Origin of the sequence: Natrononativus amylolyticus (assembly GCF_024362525.1) — an archaeon.
Classification (GTDB): domain Archaea; phylum Halobacteriota; class Halobacteria; order Halobacteriales; family Natrialbaceae; genus Natrononativus; species Natrononativus amylolyticus.
This window is the reverse complement of record NZ_CP101458.1, coordinates 2,816,955-2,835,381: the sequence shown is the minus strand read 5'-3', so window position 1 is coordinate 2,835,381 and position 18,427 is coordinate 2,816,955. Positions and strand designations below refer to the sequence as shown.

16 protein-coding genes are annotated in these 18,427 nt (G+C 67.5%); 5 read left to right on the top strand and 11 right to left on the bottom strand.

Going from position 1 to position 18,427, the window contains the following annotated elements; all coding sequences use genetic code 11:
• Positions 1-18 precede the first annotated feature (18 nt).
• The 3 genes from NMQ11_RS14725 to NMQ11_RS14715 all read left to right on the top strand — a co-directional run bounded on the left by NMQ11_RS14725 (position 19) and on the right by NMQ11_RS14715 (position 4,866).
• The gene (locus NMQ11_RS14725) at positions 19-489 is read left to right on the top strand and encodes a hypothetical protein (protein ID WP_255169205.1); all 471 of its coding nucleotides are present in this window, start codon (positions 19-21) and stop codon (positions 487-489) included.
• Between the two features lie 167 nt (positions 490-656).
• Complete coding sequence (locus NMQ11_RS14720) at positions 657-3,632, top strand: DUF4350 domain-containing protein (RefSeq protein WP_255169204.1); 2,976 nt, start codon at positions 657-659, stop codon at positions 3,630-3,632.
• Positions 3,633-3,723: 91 nt separating this feature from the next.
• Positions 3,724-4,866 (top strand): C45 family autoproteolytic acyltransferase/hydrolase, encoded by a 1,143-nt coding sequence (locus tag NMQ11_RS14715; RefSeq protein ID WP_255169203.1) that lies wholly within the window; start codon positions 3,724-3,726, stop codon positions 4,864-4,866.
• Between the two features lie 15 nt (positions 4,867-4,881).
• On the opposite strand, the gene NMQ11_RS14710 is transcribed toward NMQ11_RS14715, so the two are convergent.
• Together NMQ11_RS14710 and NMQ11_RS14705 are read right to left on the bottom strand one after the other, a co-directional pair.
• A complete protein-coding gene (locus tag NMQ11_RS14710) occupies positions 4,882-5,955 on the bottom strand; it encodes a glutamate-cysteine ligase family protein (protein ID WP_255169202.1) in 1,074 nt (357 codons plus the stop codon).
• A 210-nt stretch (positions 5,956-6,165) separates the two neighbouring features.
• Positions 6,166-6,834, bottom strand: a complete 669-nt coding sequence (locus NMQ11_RS14705) for a helix-turn-helix domain-containing protein (protein ID WP_255169201.1) — start codon at positions 6,832-6,834, stop codon at positions 6,166-6,168.
• A gap of 222 nt (positions 6,835-7,056) precedes the next feature.
• Between NMQ11_RS14705 and NMQ11_RS14700 the strand changes: the two genes are divergently transcribed.
• Together NMQ11_RS14700 and NMQ11_RS14695 are read left to right on the top strand one after the other, a co-directional pair.
• Positions 7,057-9,159, top strand: coding sequence for a minichromosome maintenance protein MCM (locus NMQ11_RS14700; protein WP_255169200.1), 2,103 nt, complete (start codon positions 7,057-7,059; stop codon positions 9,157-9,159).
• A 54-nt stretch (positions 9,160-9,213) separates the two neighbouring features.
• Entirely contained in the window at positions 9,214-9,585 is a 372-nt protein-coding gene (locus NMQ11_RS14695) for a DUF7855 family protein (RefSeq protein ID WP_255169199.1), read from the top strand.
• Here NMQ11_RS14695 and NMQ11_RS14690 read toward each other — a convergent pair.
• The 9 genes from NMQ11_RS14690 to lysW form a co-directional block, all read right to left on the bottom strand.
• A complete protein-coding gene (locus NMQ11_RS14690; RefSeq protein ID WP_255169198.1) occupies positions 9,582-10,484 on the bottom strand; it encodes a transcription initiation factor IIB in 903 nt (300 codons plus the stop codon). The genes NMQ11_RS14695 and NMQ11_RS14690 overlap by 4 nt on opposite strands.
• Positions 10,485-10,629: 145 nt before the next feature.
• Positions 10,630-11,895, bottom strand: coding sequence for a threonine synthase (gene thrC / locus NMQ11_RS14685; protein WP_255169197.1), 1,266 nt, complete (start codon positions 11,893-11,895; stop codon positions 10,630-10,632).
• 179 nt (positions 11,896-12,074) lie between these two features.
• A complete protein-coding gene (argF, locus tag NMQ11_RS14680) occupies positions 12,075-13,016 on the bottom strand; it encodes an ornithine carbamoyltransferase (RefSeq protein WP_255169196.1) in 942 nt (313 codons plus the stop codon).
• Between the two features lie 14 nt (positions 13,017-13,030).
• Entirely contained in the window at positions 13,031-14,194 is a 1,164-nt protein-coding gene (locus NMQ11_RS14675; RefSeq protein WP_255169195.1) for a [LysW]-lysine hydrolase, read from the bottom strand.
• Positions 14,191-15,342, bottom strand: a complete 1,152-nt coding sequence (locus NMQ11_RS14670; RefSeq protein ID WP_255169194.1) for an aspartate aminotransferase family protein — start codon at positions 15,340-15,342, stop codon at positions 14,191-14,193. Before NMQ11_RS14670 ends, NMQ11_RS14675 begins: the two co-directional genes overlap by 4 nt.
• Complete coding sequence (locus NMQ11_RS14665) at positions 15,339-16,232, bottom strand: acetylglutamate/acetylaminoadipate kinase (protein WP_255169193.1); 894 nt, start codon at positions 16,230-16,232, stop codon at positions 15,339-15,341. Before NMQ11_RS14665 ends, NMQ11_RS14670 begins: the two co-directional genes overlap by 4 nt.
• A gap of 1 nt (position 16,233) precedes the next feature.
• Positions 16,234-17,322: an N-acetyl-gamma-glutamyl-phosphate reductase gene (gene argC, locus NMQ11_RS14660; protein ID WP_255169192.1), complete on the bottom strand. Its 1,089-nt coding sequence runs from the start codon at positions 17,320-17,322 to the stop codon at positions 16,234-16,236.
• A complete protein-coding gene (lysX, locus tag NMQ11_RS14655) occupies positions 17,322-18,206 on the bottom strand; it encodes a lysine biosynthesis protein LysX (RefSeq protein WP_255169190.1) in 885 nt (294 codons plus the stop codon). The genes argC and lysX overlap by 1 nt, the downstream gene beginning before the upstream one ends.
• Positions 18,203-18,367: a lysine biosynthesis protein LysW gene (lysW, locus tag NMQ11_RS14650; protein WP_255169189.1), complete on the bottom strand. Its 165-nt coding sequence runs from the start codon at positions 18,365-18,367 to the stop codon at positions 18,203-18,205. Before lysW ends, lysX begins: the two co-directional genes overlap by 4 nt.
• Between the last annotated feature and the right edge of the window lie 60 nt (positions 18,368-18,427).

Genomic DNA, 18,427 nt, shown 5'->3' with positions numbered 1-18,427 from the left:
CCGGTCGAACCGTCGCACGTGTCCGTCTCGAGCCGATCCATGGTGACCGCCACCGCGACGTACCTCGGTGCCGTGATCCTGATCGGCTTTCCGGTCGCGACGGTTCTCGCTGCGGTTCTCGGCGCCGCGGCCGAAACCCTCGGTCTGGAGGCCCTGGCGACCGTCCCCGGTTCGATCCTCGTCCTCGCAGTCTCGCTCGTCCTCGGGTTGCAACTGGCCGTCGAAGCCGCTGCACTCCAGTTGGGCGGGATCGACGCGCTCGGGCGCGGGTCACCGCGGATCGCACTCGTGCGGTATCTGGTGTTCGCGGTGGCTGCGGCCGGCGTGCTCGTCGGCGCCGCCTGGGCTGGAATCACGGTCGCACACGCTGAATCGCAACCGACACGGATCGCACTCGGTGCGCTCGTCGCCCTCGCGGCGCTCGCCGTCCTGTTTCGGGCCTCGAGGGCGTTTCTCGCCGGTGTTCGATCGGGCGAACTGGAACGGTGAGGTCTCGACGCGCTCTCGGTGACATCGACCGCCACTCCGCCGCTTGTGTGACCTGTACTGTCCGCGCTCGCTGGTTCGCTGGACAATACTCTACGTATCTGTCCAGTTATATAGTTCGGACGAGTTCTATTACCAAGATTTTTATTCGAGACTCCGAACTGGAGTGCATGGCAGGCGATACCACCACTGGGGAGTACCTGGTTCGACGACGATCGGTTCTGTCGGCGCTCGGCGTCGCCGCAGGCGGGCTGGCGACCGGCGTTCCGGGCGTTTCGGCGGCGGATTCCGAAGCGGACGAGGCGGCGCTCGAGGCGCTCTCGTTTTACTCGACGGCCTCTCAGATCGACGCCGACGGCGGTCCGCTCACCGACGACGAGCACGTCATCGCGTGGGCGTCGGCGGACGCCTACGTGATGATCGCGGACGACTCGACCGACGAGGACGACGTCGTTTTCTACGAGGACGACCGCATTCCGCTGATCAGTCGGGACGAAAACGTGGTCGGCGTCGGTTCGGCGGGGTTCGTCAGCGACGAGCGCGGGGGGTTCGCCCACGGAAACGAGCAGTTCCTGCTCAACGTCTGGGACGAGCTAATGGGTCCCGACAGCACCGTCCTCTGGAGCGAGGCGCAGAACCAGCACTGGGACCTCTCCCGGCACCGAACCTTCCAGAACTACGCGGAGGCCCACGGCTACGAACTCGCGGCCCTCGAGTCGTTCGACGACGGCTACGACGGCCTCGAGTTCTACTCGACGGCCTCCCAGATCAACGCCGACGGCGGCCCGCTCACCGACGACGGGCACGTCCTCGTCTGGGCCGAGGAGACGGCGACGAACGTCGACGAGAACGACGACGGCGCGTACCTGTACGGCGAGGACGAGCGGATTCCGCTCGTTTCGCGCGACGGCAGCGTCGTCGGCCTCGGCGCCCCACTGGTCGACGACGACAACTCCCACGGCGAGAACGACGCGTTCGTCCTCGCGCTCTGGGACGACCTGATCGACGGCGAGACGGTCGTCTGGGACGAGAGCCACGACCAGTACTACGACGCCGGGCAGTTCACGGACTTCATCGCCGAGGCCGAAGACGAGGGGTACGACGTGTCGGCGACCGACGACCTCCTCGAGACGCTCGGCGACGGCGAGACGGACGCGGTGGTCGTCACGACGCCGGAGCGGGCGTTCACCGACGACGAACTCGAGGCCCTCGTCGACTTCGTTGACGACGGCGGCGCGGTGTTCCTCCACGACCAGTCCGAGTTCGGCGGTCACCACGAGACGGACAACCTGAACGAAATCGCCGCGGAACTCGATCTCGCGTTCCGGTTCAACGCCGATCAGGTCGAGGACGACGCGACGGGCTGGAGTGACTTCGTGTTCACGACGACCGCCGTCGACGAGGCGTACGTCGGCGACGGCACCGGGCACGTCGGTCTCGAGGACGCCGACGGCCTCGTCATCACGACGCCGCAGTACGACTTCTGGGAGTCGGAACTCGAGGCCGTCCGCGAGTTCGTCGCCGACGGCGGCGCGCTGTTCCTGTTCGATCAGTCCGACTTCGGCGGCCACGACCGCACCGAGAACCTGAACGCCCTCGCCGAGGAACTCGACCTCGCGTTCCGCTTCAACGGCGGGCAGGTCGAAGACGAGGTCCAGAACGACGGTCCCGAGTACGTCCCGCTCGCGACCGAGTTCGACGGCCTCGCGGCGTTCTTCGAGGATCGCCAGGGGGTCGGCATCGAGTTCGAAGCCGGCGAGGAGTACTACGGAAAAGTCGTCAGGGTGTTCGACGGCGACACCTTCGAGGTCGAGTTCGACTCCGAGTTCGGCTACCGCGATACGATCCGCCACATCGGGATCGACACCGCCGAGACGCCGCCCGCCGAGAACGACTCCGAGGAGTGGTTCGGCGTCCCCGAGTGGGAGGACGAACACCTCTACGAGTGGGGAGCGAAGGCGACGGAGTTCTCCCTCGAGGTCATGGCCCCCGGGGACGCCGAGGCCGGCGAGACGGACCTCGAGGGCCGTCACGTCAGGATGACGTTCGATCCCGCAGAGCCGCTTCGAGGGAACTACGGCCGCCTGCTGATGAACATGTACTACGACCCCGACGAGTTCGACGCCGGCTTCGAGACCGGCGACTTCTCGGTGAACTACAACCGCGAAACGGTCGAGAAGGGGTACGCCCGCGTCTACTCGTCGGGCTTTTCGACCCACGACGAGTGGTCGGCCCTCGAGGAGGAGGCCCTCGCGGACGGCCGTGGCATCTGGTCGGCCGCGGACTTCGACGCCCTCGAGGAGATCCGCAACGACCCCGTCGAGACGCTCTTCGTGCCGAACGCCCGCAGCGTCTACAGCGACCGCGACCGGAACGGCGGCCGGCTCAGCGAGAACCGCGTCCCGGTCTACGCGTCCGAAACGGCCGAACAACGGCTCGGAGAGGAGGGCGTCGCCTACGACGACGTCCCGCTCGTTGGCGTCGACGAGGTGCGTCGGATCGCGGCGGTCGGCGGGCTCACCATCCACGAACAGTACGAGGAGAGCGAGGGCTTCGCCGACACGAGCGAGTACGGTAACTTCCCGTTCCTCGCGAACCTGATCGACTACCTCGCCGACACCCGCGGCGACGTCTTCATCGCCGGCGGCCAGGGTCAGTTCAACGCCGCCGGCTCGCTCTCGCTCGAGCGCTGTCAGTTCTTCCTGCGGTACCTCGAGGGCGTCGGCCTTCGACTCCGCCAGGTCAACGACCTCGCGGGGACGTTGCCGGCCGAGGAGGAGACGCCGCGCGCGGTCATCGTCTCGGCGCCCGCTCGCGAACTCGAGACCGAGGAGATCATCGCGCTCCGGCAACTCCGCGCCGACGGCGGCGCCGTCGTCTTGCTCGGCAGCGCCGACGCGACGACCGAACACACCCGGAACCTCAACCACCTCGCCAGCCGGCTGAACACCGACCTCCGGCTGAACGACGACGCGCTCCTCGACGAGGGGCGCTACCTCGAGGAGCCGACGGTGCTCGAGACGGACGCGTTCACCGAGTCGTTCCCGCTGTTCGACGCCTACGACTCCGAGGACGGTGTCGGATCGGAAGGACCGGGCCACGGACGCGGCATCGGTCGCGGTCAGGATGTCGCCGGGGACGACTGAGAGGGTCGAGCCGACGGTTCGACGTCGTCGCGCCCGGTGACCCGGCAGGAGCGCCCCGTGGCTACAAACCCGTCGCCCCCGTAGCGCGTCCATGGACGAGGCGTTCTACGAGCACGGGAAACGACGCGGCCGAGACGAACGCGCGGTTCTCGAGTGGGCGGTGTCGACGCTGGGGGAGCTGTGTACCGAACGCGACGTCGACCTCGAGGCGCTGCTCGAGTACTCCCGGCGGAGCCGTCAGAGCCTCCCCGACAGGCACCTGGCCGCCTACGACGGGATGAAAGAGGTCCTCGACGTCGACGACGCGCTCTACGAGGTGTACGTCTTCGCGTTCTCCGAACTCTGTGACGAGCTCGGAAACACGGCGGCGAACGGCTGTACCAACGTCCTCGTCGCCCCGCCACACACCGACGCGGACGGCTCGCTCGTGCTCAAGAACCGCGACATCGCCGGCCGCGGCGTCCGGCCGAAGGCGGTCTACCAGCAGCCCGCGATCGGCGACTACCGCGGCTTTCTGACCGTCGACACCTGCGGCACGGTGATGCTGTTCAAGGGCGTCAACGACCGGGGGCTGGTCGCCGCGAACACGAACATCGACGTCGAACGCGACGACGTCGAGCCCGAAGAGCGGGTCCGAAACGGCACCGTCATCCGAATCCTGCTCGAGGAGTGCGCCACGGTCGCCGACGCCCGGACGGTCCTCGAGTCTTACCCCGTCCGACGGCTCGCGGCCCAGACGCTGTTTCTCGCCGACGAGACCGACACAGTCCTGCTCGAGGTCGATCCGGTCGAAGAACGGATCACGGCCGACGACGGCCCGCTCGTGGTCCGGACGAACCACTTCGTCAACTCGTCGTCTCCGGAGGCGGAGAGCTCGCTTCGCCGGCGCGAACGGGCGCTGGCGCTGCTCGAGGGCGACGATCGGATCGGCCGCGACCGCCTGTGGACGGTCGCCCGCGATCACGAGAACGGGCCCGGCGACGACTCGATCTGTCGTCACCGCGAGCCCGACACGGAGGCGCCGTACGCGTTCGAACAGCTCACGACGGCGAGCGCAACGGTGTTCGAGGGCGGCTCGCAGACGATCGAACTCGCGCTCAACACGCCCTGTGAGACGGAGCCGGTGTCCTGTGCGATCGGCGAGGAGATCCCCGAACCGCTGCGAACCGGCGCGCAGTGGCTCGAGCGCAGCGCCGTCTCGACGGACCTGGACCTCACGCCGAAAGCAGAGTGACGACGGCGGATCGTCTCAGGGACGGGCGACGGCTCGCTCGAGGTCGGCCTCGAGCCAGTCGGCCGCCCGCAGGCGCAGCCGTCGGGCCTCGTTTCGCGATACTCGTCGGTCCGGCAGGCGGTCGGCGAGCGGCCGATACCGGTCGGGGTTGAGGCCGACGCCTCGCAGGTAGTTCGTGACGCTCGAGTCCGCGAGCCCGTGCTCTATCGCCGTCGACACCGTCTCGTCGACGGTCCCGAAGTCGGGGAGTCGGACCCGGTCGCCGGCGGGCTCGTCGGGCGAGACGACGGTGCCGCGGGCGTCGGCGCGCGAGACGATCGCGCGGATCTCCGTCGCCAGCGAGAGCACCTGACTCGGCAGGGCGGCGTCGGGCGAGCGCCACTCGACGGTCGGGAACGACTCGCGGAGGCGGACCGGCGTCCAGACCGCGTCGTAGGGGTCGAACTGCTCGTCGAACGCGTCCGCCCCGACACCCCGCTCGCGGGCGGCGTCCCGGAACGCCGCGAACGACCGCCCGAGGCGCTCCTCCCACTCGTCGACGCTGCCGACGTACGGCCAGAGCTGTCCCTGATCGGGGAACGCCTCGTAGCAACTCTTTCGGTAGAGGTACGGCCGCGCACAGGCGGCGAGTCGCTCACCCCGGTGGTGTGACGAGCTGTTGATCAGCGCGAACGCCGGATCGAGCGCGGTCAGCGTGTTGAGCTGGTCGACGACGCTCGACTGCTCGAGGTGGACGTGCGTGCCCGCACAGAACCGCGCGTCGTCGAACGACGGACCGATGATCTGTCGCTGGAGGTCGGTCCCCGTCTTCTCCCGGTACGGGATCTCCGCCGGAGCCGCGTGGAGCGGCGTTCCCAGCGGGACGAGCCGCTTTCCCTCTCCGCGAGCCGCGTCGACGACCCGTCGGATGCGACCGACGAACTCCTCGCGGAGTTCGGTCGCGGACTCACACGGCGTCGTCTTGATCTCGATCATCGGCTCGACGAACTCCGGTTCGACCTGGTCGGAGACGTCGAGCAGCGTTGTGGGTGGGACGAGATCGCCGTTGTCGTCGACGATCCAGTACTCCACCTCGATGCTGGTTTTCATGATTGGGTCGGGCGGCCCACGTCGTCGCCGCTCGGGGCCGTTGTGTCCCGTGGAAAACTGTCTACCGGGCACGGACACGAACGGGCTGAGCCTGCGTAGTCAGGTCGTACATAAGGTCCGGGAGAACGCTCCGGTTTTCTGTCCAAAATCGCCCGGCGGCGACGCGATTCGCCGGTCGCTCCTCGGGGCGTTCGTCGGCACCGATCCGTGCTACCCGGTTCGCTCGCTGTCTGCCTGTCCGTCCCCCTCGACCGCGTCTTTCGCCAGCTTCCGGTGGCTGCGCCGGAGTCGCTCCGAGACCGCCTGGTGGGAGACGCCGAGTTCGTTCGCCAGGTCCGAGAGCGTCACGTCTCGCGGGATCTCGTAGAAGTTGTTCCGGAGGGCGGAGGACAGCGCCTCGTACTGACTGTCCGTGAGTTCGCCGTTCATCCGCGGCGGCTGCTCTGAGAGGTCCCGTACCGACCGGACCTCGAGCGGGACCTCACACGAGTGGTAGGCCGCCGCCATCGCGTCGTGGTCGGGGTACACCGTCGTAACGTGCCACTGACTGCCGGTCGCGGTCGCCTCGAGGATTCCACCGCCCGTCGCCAGCGACTCGAGGACGGGCCCGGGACCGTCGTCCCAGTCGACGGTGTACAGGCTCCGCCGGGTCGTCTCGGGAGGCCCCTCGGACAGTCGGCGTACCGATTCGACGGTCGGATCGGCCTCGAGGGCGGCCGTCGCCGTCGCGGCGGAGACGCCCGCGCCCCAGAGCAGTGAAAGGCGCTCGTCGTGCGTGACGGTGCGCGCGAGTTCGACCCGGAGCGCGGGTGCTCGTTTGAACGCGTCCTCGAGCGCGAGCGCCGTCGCCGGAATGACAAATTCGGTGAGCGCACTCATGGTGGATCTGGTGTCGGGGGACACCGGGAGCGCCACTACACCGACCGTCGAATTATAGCGGGTGACCGTTCGCCGGCTGAAAGAGACGATAATCCGGCTGAACTTCGACGCGAACTGACTAATCAGTGGATAAACTTGCACTTTCAGGGCGTCTCGGGCGGACGACCACTTTCGGTGTGGTATACGACAGTTTATACCCGTTGGGGTCCCTATGCCAGTGCAATGGCGCAAGCGGGAAATTCCGAACTCGTCGACGCGTTCGAGCAGTTCTTCCGCAACTACTACGACAACGAGGTCAAGCAGCTTGCGCAGCGGTACCCGAACGAACAGCGGTCGCTGTACGTCGACTGGCAGGATCTCTACCGGTTCGACCCCGACCTGGCGGACGACTACATCAACCAGCCCGAACAGCTCCAGCGGTACGCCGAGGAGGCGCTCCGGCTCTACGACCTGCCGATCGACGTCAGTCTCGGGCAGGCCCACGTCCGCATTCGAAACCTGCCCGAAACCGAGTCGCCGGAGATCCGCGAGATCCGCGCCCGGGACATGAACTCGCTGGTCCAGGTCCACGGGATCGTCCGGAAGGCGACCGACGTCCGCCCGAAGATCGAGGAGGCGGCCTTCGAGTGTCAGCTCTGTGGCACCCTGACCCGGGTCCCCCAGTCGACCGGCGACTTTCAGGAGCCCCACGAGTGCCAGGGGTGTGAGCGCCAGGGCCCCTTCCGGGTGAACTTCGACCAGTCCGAGTTCGTCGACGCACAGAAGCTCCGCATCCAGGAGAGCCCCGAGGGGCTCCGCGGCGGCGAAACCCCCCAGGCCCTCGACGTCAACGTCGAAGACGACATCACGGGCGAGGTCACGCCCGGCGATCACGTCTCCGCGGTCGGCGTCCTCAGGCTCGAACAACAGGGCAACCAGCAGGAGAAATCCCCGATCTTCGACTTCTACATGGAGGGAATCTCCGTCGACATCGACGAGGAGCAGTTCGAGGACATGGACATCACCGACGAGGACAAAAAGCTGATCTACCGGATCTCGAACGAGGCGGACGTCTACGAGCAGATGGTCGCCTCCATCGCCCCCTCGATCTACGGCTACGACCAGGAGAAGCTCGCGATGATCCTCCAGCTCTTCTCGGGCGTGACGAAACAGCTGCCCGACGGCTCGAGGATCCGCGGCGACCTCCACATGCTGCTGATAGGTGATCCGGGAACCGGAAAATCGCAGATGCTGGGGTACATCCAGAACATCGCCCCTCGCTCCGTCTACACCTCCGGGAAGGGGAGCTCGAGTGCGGGTCTCACCGCGGCCGCGGTTCGCGACGACTTCGGCGACGGCCAGCAGTGGACTCTCGAGGCCGGCGCGCTCGTCCTCGCCGACCAGGGGATCGCCGCCGTCGACGAACTGGACAAGATGCGCCCGGAGGACCGCTCGGCGATGCACGAAGCCCTCGAGCAACAGCGGATCTCGGTCTCGAAGGCAGGGATCAACGCCACCCTCAAGTCCCGGTGTTCGCTTCTCGGCGCGGCGAACCCCAAGTACGGCCGGTTCGACCAGTACGAACCGATCGGCGAGCAGATCGACCTCGAGCCGGCGCTCATCTCCCGGTTCGACCTGATCTTTACGGTGACCGACCAGCCCAACGAGGAGAAAGACCGGAGCCTCGCAGAGCACATCCTGAACACGAACTACGCGGGGGAGCTGACGACCCAGCGCCGGGAGATGAACACGATCGAGGTCAGCACCGAGGAGATCGACGAGATGACCGAGAAGGTCGATCCGGCGATCGACGCCGAACTCCTCCGGAAGTACATCGCCTACGCCAAGCAGAACTGCCACCCCCGGATGACCGAGGAGGCCCGCGAGGCGATCCGCGACTTCTACGTCGATCTGCGTTCGAAGGGGACCGACGAGGACGCACCGGTCCCCGTGACGGCTCGCAAACTCGAGGGGCTGGTCCGGCTCTCGGAGGCGAGCGCGCGGGTTCGCCTGTCGGATACGGTCGAAATCGACGACGCGGAGCGCGTTATCGAGATCGTCCGCTCCTGTCTGCAGGACATCGGGGTCGACCCCGAGACGGGCGAGTTCGACGCCGACATCGTCGAGGCCGGCACCTCGAAATCCCAGCGCGACCGGATCAAGAACATTAAACAGCTCATCAGCGACATCGAAGAGGAGTACGACGAGGGTGCGCCCGTCGACGTCGTTCTCGAGCGCGCAGCGGAGATCGGACTGGACGAGTCGAAGGCCGAACACGAGATCGAGAAGCTCAAACAGAAGGGCGAGGTGTACGAGCCGAGCACCGACAACCTTCGGACGACGTAACTCCAGTTAGATAAGAAACACTTTTCAGCATCGGATTGGTAGGATTGTCTACACATGCGGGAGGTCCTCAGGAACGCGTTTTTCGTCGTTGCGGACAGTTCGAAGGCTCGAGAAACGGTCAAGAACATCTGTAAAACGCACCGGGAGACGGTTCTCCGGCGGTTCGGCAGGGCGGTCGTGTTCGCACCGACCGAGTTCGGCGCGTTTCTCGCGTTCTGGCTGCGAGCGAAACACGGCGAGGCGGTACAGATCGTCAGAACCGCGCCGGTCGACGAACACCACCGGCGCTACAGGAGAGCTCGTGAAGCCTCACTCGCGTTTGCCGGTCGCGACAACGATCGTACGCCGTACCCGAAGTTCGCGGCCGGGACCGACCATCCATCCGCCGACGCGATGCGCAAACGGACGATCCTCTACGACCGCTAAGGCGAGAGGAGCGAAACCGTCGACTGGATCGTCGCCGTCGAGACGCCGGCGACGTCCGCTGCTGCGGCCTGCGTGATCGGTTCACAGTCGTCACGAGTAGTAGCCGCGAGGTACAGACAGGCCGCGGCGGCGCCGCTGGGATTGCGACCACAGAGTGCCCCCGCCTCGAGGAGCGCCTCGACGTACTCCCGCGCGTCGCGCTCGGCGGCCGTCCCGAGGTCGAGTTTGGTCGCGTACCGCGGGAGGTAGTCGGCCGGATCGATCGGTCCGGTCTGGAGTCCGAGCTCGCGATTGAGCGCGTCGTATGCCACCTTGAGTTCGCTCTCGCTGGCGCGTGCGACCGTGACAATTTCGTCGATCGTCCGGGGGAGCGAGCGCGTCCGACAGGTCGTGTAGACCGCGGCCGCGGCGAACCCCTCGACCGACCGCCCGGTGAGCAGGTCGTTCGACTGGGCCGAGGTAAACAGGGTACACGCCTGCTCGCAGAGGTCCACGGGCAGGGCGTGCTGGGCGACGATTCGACGTATCTCCGTGAAGGCGTACTTCTGGTTGCGCGCTCGCTTCGAGGAGAGCCGAGCCCGGTTGTGCTCCTTTCGCATGCGGGCGATCCGGCGGCGCTTGCGCCCGCTCACTCTGAGCCGCGAGCCGTATCCGTATCCGATCTCGCTCGAGAGTCCTCGGTCGTGGCGCGACCGGGTCAGCGGCGCGCCGGTTCGTCGTCGATCGGTGTCATCGTCGGCGAACGACCGCCACTCGGGACCACGGTCGATCGGGTCCTCGGCGGCGACGAGACCGCAGTCCTCACAGATCGTCTGTACGCCTACCGGGCGGAGGCGTCCCTCACATTCGGGACAGACCGCGGCTCGCCCTGAGTCAGTTCCTGGCTGCTTCCCGCGCATTCTTGTTGGCTACTTATCATCTATATATTAAAAATATTTCCATTGGGAATGGAATATACATATTCGTATCGGGTATCTTCGTCGCTCGAGCGTTCGTGGAGAGACGGGTTTCGCGTGCGAGCAGACGACGGGTTCGACCCGGCGATCACTCCGTGAGGGCCTCGAGGACGCCGTCGGTGTCTGCCGGGACCGGTTCGGGTTCGGCGCCCGCGGCGGCCGCGGCGTCGGGGTCTTTGAGCAGGTGGCCCGTCGTGAGACAGGCGACCCGCTCGTCGGCGTCGACGGCGCCCACCTCGCGTAACTTTCGAAGACCGGCGATCGACGCCGCGGAGGCCGGTTCGACGCCGATCCCCTCGCCTGCGAGGTCGCGCTGGGCGGCCGTGATCTCCGCGTCGGAGACGGCGACGGCGGTTCCGCCCGTCTCCCGGATTCCCGGCAGCGCCTTCGGCGCGTTGACCGGGTTCCCGATCCGGATCGCCGTCGCTCGCGTCTCGACGTCCGCCCAGCGGCGGACCTCGTCGGCGCCGTTTTCGATCGCCTCGACCATCGGCGCGGCGCCCTCGGCCTGGACGCCCGTGAGCGTCGGGACGTCCTCGCGGTCGAGGTCGCCGGCCTGGACGAGTTCGCGAAACGCCTTGTACAGCGCGGCGGTGTTGCCCGCGTTCCCCACTGGAAGGACGATTCGGTCGGGCCAGGCGTCGTAGTCCTCGCGGAAGGCCTCGAGGATCTCGAGGCCGATCGTCTTCTGGCCCTCGAGTCTGAAGGGATTCAGCGAGTTCAACAGGTAGGCCTCGCCCCTCGCCGCGAGTTCCTGAACGACGTCGAGACAGGCGTCGAAGTTGCCGTCGACCTCGAGAATTCGGGCGCCGTGGAGGCTCGCCTGGGCGACCTTGCCGGCGGCGACCTTCCCCGCCGGCAGCAGGACGAGCGTCTCCATCCCCGCCCGCGAGCCGTAGGCGGCGAGCGCGGCGCTCGTGTTCCCCGTCGAGGCGCACGCGAGGCGGGAAACGCCGAGTTCGCGGGCGACCGCGACGCCGACGGTCATGCCGCGGTCCTTGAAACTCCCGGTCGGGTTCATTCCCTCGTGTTTGATCCGCAGGGCCTCGAGACCCAGCTCGTCCTCGAGGCGGGGCACCTCGTACAGCGGCGTTGCGCCCTCCTGAATCGAGACGCCCGACTCGAGGGGCAGGGCGTCGGCGTAGCGCCAGACGCCGGTCGCGTCCGAATCGAAGTCGTCGAACGTCGGCAGGTCGGCGTAACGCACCTCGAGCAGGCCGTCGCAGGCGTCACACGTGTACCGGACGGCCTCGAACGGGGCGTAGCTGTCGGCGCAGTCGATACACTCGAGCCAGGCGCCGTCGACGGCGACGGCCGGCGGCGTCGGACGCTCGGAAGAGAGGCTGAGACTCATTAGCGGGGCGAAGGCGGGCGACGGAGAAAAGTGGGCGGGTTACCGCCGATGCTGCCGTGTGTCGCTCGGACCCACTCACATCGCTCACGGGTCGTTCCTCCCCGTTCGGATCGTCGAGGCACGATCGGAGCGAGCGCCTCGCACTCCCCGTTCACGTTCTCGCGGCGCTACGCGCCGCGCTACTCGAGCAGCCAGCCCAACAGCGCCTTCTGGGCGTGCAGCCGGTTCTCGGCCTGGTCCCAGACGACCGAATTCTCGCCCTCGAGCACCGCGTCCGTGATCTCCTCGCCGCGGTGGGCGGGCAGGCAGTGCAGCACGGCGGCGTCGTCGGTGTGGGCGAGCAGTTCGTCGTTGAGCTGGTAGCCGTCGAAGCGCCGAAGGCGCATGTCGCGTTCGTCCTCCTGACCCATGCTGATCCAGACGTCGGTGTAGACGACGTTCGCGTCCGACACCGCCTCAACTGGATCGGTCGTGATCGTCGGTGCGGTGCCGATGTCGGCCGCCCGCTCGAGAACCCCCTCGTCGACGCCGTGCTCTGCGGGCGTCGCGACGGTGAGATCGATGCCGGCGAGCGCACAGCCCAGCACGAACGACTGGGCGACGTTGTTGCCGTCGCCGACCCACGTCGCCGACACCTCCTCGAGGTCGCCGAAGCACTCCCGGATCGTGAGCAGGTCCGCCAGCGTCTGGCAGGGGTGGGCGTCGTCGGTGAGCCCGTTGACGATCGGAACCTCGGCGTACTCGGCCAGCACCTCACAGTTCTCGTGTTTGAACACCCGCGCCATCACGCAGTCGACGTACCGCGAGAGCGCGCGGGCGGTGTCCTTCAGCGGCTCGCCCCGGCCCAGCTGGATGTCGTCTGCCCCGAGGAAGACGGCGTGGCCGCCCAGCTGGGTCATTCCGGTCTCGAACGACACACGAGTACGGGTGCTCGCCTTCTGAAAGAGCATCCCCAGGGTCTGGCCTGCGAGGTCCGCGTGGGATTCGCCTCGCTGCTGGGCGAGTTTGTAGTCGGCCGCCCGGTCGAGGACGGCGAACAGTTCGCTCCGCGAGAGGTCGTCGACGTCGAGGAAGTGTCTGGGCGCGCCGTTCGTCTCGTCCGTGGTTGTGGGTGTCGTCATAGCGATCTCCTGGGTCATTGGGTGGCCTCCGAAAGCGACCTCGCCACGCGCTCGAGCACCGCCACCGAGCGGTCGAACTCCGCGAGCGAGAGGCGCTCGTCGGGCGCGTGATCGAGGTCGGAATCGCCGGGGCCGTAGGTCGCCATCGGGCACTCCCACGCCCCGGCGTAGACGTTCATGTCGCTGGTGCCGGTCTTGCGAAGCAGGCGCGGTTCGCCGCCCTCCGCGCGGATGGCGACGCGAAACGCCCGTGCAACGTCGGTTCGCGGGCTCTGCATTACCGGCTGGACTTCGTCGGTCCACTCGAGGCCGTGGCCCTCGCTCTCGAGGCCGTAGCCCTCGCCCTCGAGGCCGCAGCCGCTACCGCCGCATTCGGCTTCGACGGTCTCGCGAACGTCCGCGGGCTCGAGACTCGGCGGCACCCGACACTGAAAGTCGACGGTCGCGCGGACGGCGAGACCGTCCGCCGTCGTGCCGCCGGTCACGGAAACGGGTTTCGCGGTCACCCGCTCGAAGACGGGCGTATCCGCGTCGCTTCCGCCGTCGGGTTCGACCGCCGCTTCGACGCGACTCCACCACGACATCGCGTCCTGGATCGCGTTGGGTTCGGGCCTCGAGGTGTGTCCGGAGTCGCTTTCGGCGGTGTACGTCCCGGAGACGATCCCGCGGTAGCCGAGGGTGATGCCGTCGGCGCCGGAGGGCTCGCCGTTGATCACCGCGCCGGGTTCGTCGCGATCGGTGACGAGGTGGCGGGCGCCCCGCGAACTCGTCTCCTCGCCGACGACGCCGACGAAGGAGGTGCCGGTGCGAACCGCCGCGGCGGCCATCGCCGCGAGCGGGCCGGTGGCGTCGACGCTGCCCCGACCCCAGAGCACGTCCTCGCCCGCCGCGGCGACCGCATCGCCTTCCGCTGCGGTCTCCACGCGCACGGGGATTTCACCAGGGACGGTGTCGACGTGCGAGGTCAGGAGGACGGCGTTGTCAGCCGGGGCGCGGACGTTGCCGACCGCGTCGAGCCACACCTCGCGGTCGTGAGCCTCGAAGAACGCGGCGAGGCGCTCCGCCGCGGCGTCCTCCTCGCCCGACGGCGAGGGGATCGAGACGAGGTCGACGAGCAGGTCGCGGGCCGCCTCGAGCGAGACGGCGGCTCCGTCGTCGGCCCGGGCGGTCGTGTTCATGACTGTGAGTCGGCAGTCGGCGCGAGCATCTCCGTGAGCGCCTCGAGTAGCTCGTCGACGTGGGATTCCTTGAGGACGAGCGGCGGCAGCAGACGAACGACGCTGCGGCCGGCCGGCAGCGCGAGTATCTGGTGCTCGAGCGCGAGGTCGCGCAGCACGCGGTTCGCGCCGCGTTTGACCTCGAGGCCGAGCATGAGCCCCTGTCCGCGAATCTCGCGGATAGGGAGGTCGCTCGCGGCGAGTTCCTCCCGGAGGTAGTCACCGACTGCGGCCGCGTTGGCCGCGAGGTCCTCCTCGGCGAGCACCTCGAGGGTGGCGCCGGCGGCGGCACAGACCAGCGGGTTGCCGGAGAACGTCGAGCCGTGCGGCCCCGCGCTCTCGGCGATCCAGTCCGCACAGAGGGTCGCGCCCATCGGGAGGCCGCTGGCGACGCCCTTCGCGGCCGTGAGGATGTCGGGGACGACCCCCTCGTGTTCGCAGGCCCAGGTCTCGCCGGTACGCCCGAGGCCGGTCTGGATCTCGTCGAAGACGAGCGCCGTTTCGGTCTCCTCGGTGATCTCGCGGGCCGCCTCGAGATATCCGTCGGGAGCGGGGTGGACGCCGCCCTCACCCTGGATCGGCTCGAGGATGACCGCGGCGGTGTCGTCGTCCACCGCGTCCGCAAGCTCCACCTCGTCGCCGTAGGCGACGAACTCGACGTCCTCGAGCAGCGGCTCGAACGGCGTCTTGTACTTGGGTTTCCAGGTCGCCGAGAGTGCCCCTGCGGTGCGGCCGTGGAACGCGCGCTTGGCGGCGACGATCTTCGTCCCGCCGGTTGCGCTCCGGGCGAACTTGAGGGCAGCCTCGTTCGCTTCGGTACCCGAATTGCAGAGCCAGACCTTCTCGAGGTCGCCCGGCGCGAGCGCCCCCAGTTTTGCGTGGAGTTCCTCGCGCGCGGAGACGGGATAGGAGCCCTGGACGAACAGCAACTCGGCGGCCTGCTCCTGTACCGCTTCCACCACGTCGGGATGACAGTGGCCCGTCGGCGTACAGGCGTAGCTCGCACCGAAATCGAGGTAGTCGGTGCCGTCGTCGCTCGTCAGATAGACGCCCGCTCCCGATTCGATGGTGATCGGCTTCTGGGAGAAGACGAAACTGTTGTCGCTCATTGACTCGACACCTCGAGTTCGTCCTTGTCGGTTTCGGGTCCGCCGTCGCCCGTCTCGAGCCCCACCGCCCCCGGCGTCAGCGTGGTTCCGTGACCCGACAGCGCGTTGAGCACGGGATCGTTGGCGTTCGCGCCGGCGACGACCACCGACATCGCGCCGCCCGAAAGCGCCTCCTCGGCGGCCATCACTTTCTTCGTCATGAAGCCCTCGGCGGCCGCTTCGACCGCTTCGAACTCCGTTTCAGTGTTCGCAGAGTGGAGCAGCGTCGTCTCGTCGTCGGGGTCCTCGTAAATCCCGGAGACGTCCGTGAGGAGCACGAGGTCGGCCGAAAGCGCGCCCGCGACGGCGGCAGCGGTGCGATCCGCGTCGGCGTTGACGGCGGTGTAGCCGCCGTCTTTCTCCGCGCCCAGCACCGGGGCGGTGACGACGGGGACGTAGCCGTCTCCGAGGAGCGTCTCGAGTAAGTCCGCGTTGACCTCCTCGATGGTTCCGGAGTGATCGCCGCGCTTGATCTTCTTTTTGCCGCCCTCTTTGACGCGGACGGCGGACTTGCGTTTGCCCGTGAGCAGCTTTCCGTCCGCCCCCGAGAGACCGACGGCGTCGACGCCCTGGTTCTGGAGCGCCGTCACGAGGTCGGTGTTCAGCTTGCCGGCCATCACCATTGTGAAGACGTCCATCGTGCGCTCGTCGGTGAACCGGCCGACGACGCCGCCGGGCGTCTCGACGTAGGTGGGTTCCTCGCCGAGTTCCGCCAGGGTTTCGTCGACGGCCGTCGAGCCGCCGTGGACGACGACGACCTCCTCACCGTTGGCCGCGAGGTGTGCCACGTCGGCCAGCGCGCCGGTCGGATCGACGGCTTCGGCGCCGCCGATTTTGACGACGACGGTCATCTCAGGGTGCCCCCACGGGGTGGAGTCCCGTAAACTCGAGTCCGGCTGTTTCCTCCAGGCCGAGCGCGATATTGGCGGCGTGGACCGCCTGTCCCGCAGAGCCCTTCATCATGTTGTCGATGGCCGAAAAAACCACGATGCGCTTATTGGAGGGGTCGAGTTCGAAGCCGACCTCCGCTATATTCGTCCCGGCGACCGCCTTCGGTTCGGGGTAGCGGTAGACGCCCGAACCCCCTGCGGCCATGCGGACGAACGGTTCGTCCTCGTAGCAGCCACGGTAGGCTTTCCAGAGGTCGCCCTTCGACACGGGCGAACTCGGGAACACGTGGCTCGTCGCGCTCGCACCGCGGACCATGTCCACCGCGTGACAGGTGAACGCGACCGACGTGCCCAGAAACTGCTCGATTTCGGCCTCGTGGCGGTGGCCCGTCGGCGCGTAGGGGCGGACGACGCCCGACCGTTCGGGGTGACTCGAGGCCTCGCCGCCGCCGGCGCCCCCTTCGGAGGAGCCGACTTTGACGTCGACGACGATCTGCTCTCCTCCGTCGAGAACCCCGTGTTCGAACAGCGGGTACAGTCCCAGAATCGTCGCGGTGGCGTTACAACCCCCGCCGGCGATGAGTTCCGCGCCCGCGAGGTTCTCGCGGTTGATTTCGGGGAGGGCGTACTCGGCCCTTTCGAGATACTCGGGTGCGCTGTGGCCGTCGTACCACTCGTCGTACTGTGCCTCGGTCTCGAGGCGGAAGTCCGCCGAGAGGTCGACGACGGTGTCTGCGACCTCGAAGAACTCGTCGATCTGCCCCATCGAGACGCCGTGGGGCGTCGCGGTGAACAGGACGTCGACGCTCTCGAGCTCCGAGGGCTCCGAAAAGCGAAGCTCGCTGCCCCGAAGCGGCGGGTGCTTCGAGCCGACGCTTTTCCCGGCGTAGGAACGGCTGGTCGCCTGCTGAATCTCGAAGTCCGGATGGCCGGCGAGCAGGCGGAGCAGTTCGCCGCCGGTAAACCCGCTGCCGCCGACGACGCTCGCGGTGACCGTCTCGGCGCTCGCTGGTCCGTCCTCGCCGGTTGACTGCTGTGTCCCCGTCGACATCAGGCAGTCACCTCGAGTTTCGCACCCGCGATCTCAGCCCCCTTCGCCTCGAGCCAGTCGACGACCGCCGCGGGGACGTCGGTCTCGACGGCGTCGTTCAGCGCCTTGAACTCGACGGTGTGGTTGACCTCGTGAACCGTATACCCGTTCTCGGTTTCCATCAGGTCCACTCCGAGCAGGCCGCCGCCGACGGCGTCGCTGGCTTTCTCGACCAACGCCTTCGCCTCGGCGTCGAGGTCGAACGGCTCCGTCTTCGCGCCCTTGGCGGCGTTCGTGAGCCAGTGATCCGACGAGCGGACCATCGCAGCGACCGGCTCGCCGTCGACCGCGACGACGCGAATGTCGCGGCCGGGCTTCTCGACGAACTCCTGGACGTAGAACACCTTGTGCTCGTAGTGGCCCAGGGTAGCTTTGTGCTCGAGGATCGCTTCTGCGGCGCTTCTCGAGTCGATCTTGGCCATCAGGCGGCCCCACGATCCCACGACGGGTTTGAGCACGCAGGGGTAGCCGAAGGATTCGATCGCCTCGAGCGCGCTCTCTTTCGTGAACGCGACCTTCGTCGCGGGCGTGGGAACGCCTGCGGCCTCGAGCGCGAGGCTGTTTTTCGCCTTGTCGGCACAGACGTCGGCGGTCTCGTGACTGTTGACGACGGGAACGCCGTAGGCCTCACAGAACCGCGTGGCGTACAGGCTGCGGCTCGTCGCCAGACAGCGGTCGACGACGATATCGAGGTCGGCGAGCCCGTCGGGAGATTCGCCGATGTCGAACGTCTGTTTGCGGACGTCGATCTTCACGACGTCGTGGCCGCGCTCGCGCAGCTCCGCGAGAAGCAGCTTCTCGTCCTTTCGAATCCGGGAGTAGAGTAGTCCTATTTGCAAGATCACTCACCCCAGTCCTCTTCGAGCTCCGGGGCTCGCTCGAGGACTGGCGGCTCGGTGTCGACGACTTCCAGTTCGGCGCCGCAAGTGGTACAATCGACGATCTCTCCGGCCTCCAGGTCCTCGTGCAGGGTCAGTTCGGCCCCACACTCGACGCATTCTGCCATTGTACTCCTCACTCGACGCCGGATGGACTTAAACCCATCGAACTAGTCTAAAAAATTATG

Bases quoted from the DNA above. Each gene is read 5' to 3' on its own strand.
- lysW (WP_255169189.1), bottom strand. From the start codon at position 18,367: ATGGCAGAATGCGTCGAGTGTGGGGCCGAACTGACCCTGCACGAGGAC.
- NMQ11_RS14695 (WP_255169199.1), top strand. From the start codon at position 9,214: ATGCGGGAGGTCCTCAGGAACGCGTTTTTCGTCGTTGCGGACAGTTCG.
- NMQ11_RS14710 (WP_255169202.1), bottom strand. From the start codon at position 5,955: ATGAAAACCAGCATCGAGGTGGAGTACTGGATCGTCGACGACAACGGC.
- NMQ11_RS14700 (WP_255169200.1), top strand. From the start codon at position 7,057: ATGGCGCAAGCGGGAAATTCCGAACTCGTCGACGCGTTCGAGCAGTTC.
- argC (WP_255169192.1), bottom strand. From the start codon at position 17,322: ATGTCGACGGGGACACAGCAGTCAACCGGCGAGGACGGACCAGCGAGC.
- NMQ11_RS14720 (WP_255169204.1), top strand. From the start codon at position 657: ATGGCAGGCGATACCACCACTGGGGAGTACCTGGTTCGACGACGATCG.
- NMQ11_RS14670 (WP_255169194.1), bottom strand. From the start codon at position 15,342: ATGAGCGACAACAGTTTCGTCTTCTCCCAGAAGCCGATCACCATCGAA.
- NMQ11_RS14690 (WP_255169198.1), bottom strand. From the start codon at position 10,484: ATGCGCGGGAAGCAGCCAGGAACTGACTCAGGGCGAGCCGCGGTCTGT.
- thrC (WP_255169197.1), bottom strand. From the start codon at position 11,895: ATGAGTCTCAGCCTCTCTTCCGAGCGTCCGACGCCGCCGGCCGTCGCC.
- NMQ11_RS14665 (WP_255169193.1), bottom strand. From the start codon at position 16,232: ATGACCGTCGTCGTCAAAATCGGCGGCGCCGAAGCCGTCGATCCGACC.
- NMQ11_RS14705 (WP_255169201.1), bottom strand. From the start codon at position 6,834: ATGAGTGCGCTCACCGAATTTGTCATTCCGGCGACGGCGCTCGCGCTC.
- NMQ11_RS14715 (WP_255169203.1), top strand. From the start codon at position 3,724: ATGGACGAGGCGTTCTACGAGCACGGGAAACGACGCGGCCGAGACGAA.
- NMQ11_RS14675 (WP_255169195.1), bottom strand. From the start codon at position 14,194: ATGAACACGACCGCCCGGGCCGACGACGGAGCCGCCGTCTCGCTCGAG.
- argF (WP_255169196.1), bottom strand. From the start codon at position 13,016: ATGACGACACCCACAACCACGGACGAGACGAACGGCGCGCCCAGACAC.